General features: G+C 71.3%; 2 protein-coding genes. One reads left to right on the forward strand and one right to left on the reverse strand.

Going from position 1 to position 2,712, the window contains the following annotated elements; genetic code table 11:
- Positions 1-378 precede the first annotated feature (378 nt).
- Complete coding sequence (locus tag P3L51_RS35760) at positions 379-1,182, reverse strand: N-acetylmuramoyl-L-alanine amidase (protein WP_435594603.1); 804 nt, start codon at positions 1,180-1,182, stop codon at positions 379-381.
- Positions 1,183-1,266: 84 nt separating this feature from the next.
- Here P3L51_RS35760 and mnmA point away from each other — a divergent pair, with 84 nt between their 5' ends.
- Positions 1,267-2,397, forward strand: a complete 1,131-nt coding sequence (mnmA, locus tag P3L51_RS35765; RefSeq protein WP_354609533.1) for a tRNA 2-thiouridine(34) synthase MnmA — start codon at positions 1,267-1,269, stop codon at positions 2,395-2,397.
- The last annotated feature ends 315 nt before the right edge of the window (positions 2,398-2,712 follow it).

Here is a 2,712-nt window from a genome sequence, read left to right on the forward strand (position 1 = left end):
GGACGGCGTGACTTACGGCGCGTGCGGGGTTCGTTGGACCCGCTGATCCGGCTTGTTCACGCGCCACAAGTCAGCCTGAGTGTCCGGACACACCCCTCCTGCGGCCCCGCCCCCCTCTCGCCGTCACGTGGTGCTGTTCCAACCCCACTCCCGCGGGTTGGAAGGGGGACGCGCAGGGGTCGTGGTCGGACACTCAGGCTGACTTGTGCCGCGTGGAAAGCCCGGTTCTCAATACACCAACGAGCGTTGCACGCGGCGTAAGTCACGCCGTCCGGCCATGACTCCGGAGCGGCACCCGGAACCACCCAGCCCGTCCGGCGCTTGAGGACAAAACCGACCACCGGCCCGCAGGCGCGCCGCGCGGACCCCCGCAACAGCTCAGCTCAGACCCGCGTCCCGCGCGCCCCGCACCAGCTTCATGTACCGGTCCCAGTCCCAGTGCGGCCCGGGGTCCGTATGGTCCGTCCCCGGCACCTCCACGTGCCCGATGATGTGCTTCCGGTCGACCGGTATCGCGTACCGCCGGCAGATCCCCGCCGTCAGCCGCGCCGACGACTCGTACATCTCGTCCGTGAAGTCCTGCGGCCGGTCCACGAACCCCTCGTGCTCGATGCCGACGCCGCGTTCGTTGTAGGAGCGGTTCCCCGCCTGGTACGCCACGTCCAGCTCACGGATCATCTGCGCGACGTGCCCGTCCTTGCGCACCACGTAGTGCGTGGCCGCCTGGTGCGCCGGGTCCTTGAAGACCTTCAGGGCCGTCCGGTAGCTGCCCTGCACGACATGGATGATCACCCTGTCCACGGTGAAGTCGTCGGGCCGGTCCGCCCGGCGCCAGTTCGCCGACGACGCGGCCACCCACTCGGCGCCCACGTGATCCAGCTCACCCGGCTTGCGTGCCTTCTCCACCCCCGGCACGCGGTACCAGAGCCGCGTCGCCTGGTCCTGGCCCGCGAGGACCGCGACCGTCCCGCCGCCCACCACGGCGGCGGCGCCGCCGATCAGAAAGGCGCGCCGCCTGATCAATGACCCGCCGCCGACCCGGGCCGCGCCCCCATCCGCACCGCTCGCACCGGCGGCGCTGTCCGTACCGTTCGTACTGTCCGCCCTGTCCGTACCGCTCGCCCTGTCCGTACCGCTCGTACCGCCCCCGCCAGGGGTGTCACCGCTCACGCCACCGCTCACGGCGCCCCGCCTTCTCTTGCCCATGGACTGTCAACGGATACTCGCGCGACTCTGGTTCCCCGGCACCCTTACGCTTGTGTTGCTATGACTCAGACACCCCAGCGCCCCCTCCGTGTGCTCGCCGCCATGTCCGGTGGTGTGGACTCCGCCGTCGCCGCCGCCCGCGCCGCCGAAGCCGGTCACGACGTCACCGGCGTCCACCTCGCGCTCTCCGCGAACCCGCAGTCGTTCCGTACGGGCGCGCGGGGCTGTTGCACCATCGAGGACTCTCGCGATGCCCGGCGGGCCGCCGACGTGATCGGCATCCCCTTCTACGTATGGGACCTCGCCGAGCGCTTCCGTGAGGATGTCGTCGAGGACTTCATCGCCGAGTACGAGGCCGGGCGCACCCCGAACCCCTGCCTGCGCTGCAACGAGAAGATCAAGTTCGCCGCGCTGCTCGACAAGGCCATCGCGCTGGGCTTCGACGCCGTCTGCACCGGCCACTACGCGACAGTCGTCACCGGCCCCGACGGGGCCCGCGAACTGCACCGCGCGAGCGACATGGCCAAGGACCAGTCGTACGTCCTCGGAGTGCTCGACGAGCGCCAGCTCGCGCACGCCATGTTCCCGCTCGGGGACACCCTCACCACGAAGGACGAGATCCGCGCGGAGGCCGAGCGCCGCGACCTGGCCGTCGCGAAGAAGCCCGACAGCCACGACATCTGCTTCATCGCCGACGGCGACACCCAGGGCTTCCTCGCCGCCCGTCTCGGCAAGGCCGAGGGGGACATCGTCGACGAGTCGGGGTCCAAAGTCGGTACCCACGACGGCGCGCACGGCTTCACCATCGGCCAGCGCAAGGGCCTGCGGATCGGCCACCCCGCGCCGGACGGCAAGCCGCGCTACGTGCTGGACATCTCGCCCGTCGACAACACCGTGACGGTCGGCCCCGTGGCCGCCCTCGACGTCACCGCCCTGACGGCCATCAGGCCCCGCTGGTGCGGCGGTACGGCCCCGGTCGGTCCCGGCGCCTACACGGCGCAGCTGCGGGCCCACGGCGACGAGACAGCGGTCACCGCCGAGCTGATCGACGGCACCCTGCACGTGAGCTTCGCGGAGGCCGTACGGGGCGTGGCCCCGGGCCAGGCGATCGTGCTGTACGACGGCACGCGCGTGGTCGGCTCGGCCACGATCGCGACGACGGCACGACGAGCCGGAGCCCTGACCGGCTGACCGGCCCCACCGGCCGGTCAAGCCGATCAACAGGGCCGGCCCCGTCCGGTCGGTGGGGTCCCCTGGGGCCCCGGGGTCCCAGGTTCGCTTGCTCGGCCGACCGTCGTCGAAGGCCGCCCCCGCGGGTCGGTGAGAGCCGGCCGGACCCGTCGCGCGGGCGGCTTCCGCATTCCACGCCCGTTACGCAAGCGTGATCAAACGCACTCTTGTGGCTCGTGAGGGGCTGCTCCAGGGTGCATGTATGCGCATACAGGCAGCGCATACATGCCGCTATCCGTTCCGTCGAGCCCCCCACCCCTCTGCTCCCCCTCCGAG

The sequence above is a fragment of the Streptomyces panacea genome (genome assembly GCF_040560175.1).
Taxonomy (GTDB): Bacteria; Actinomycetota; Actinomycetes; order Streptomycetales; family Streptomycetaceae; genus Streptomyces; species Streptomyces panacea.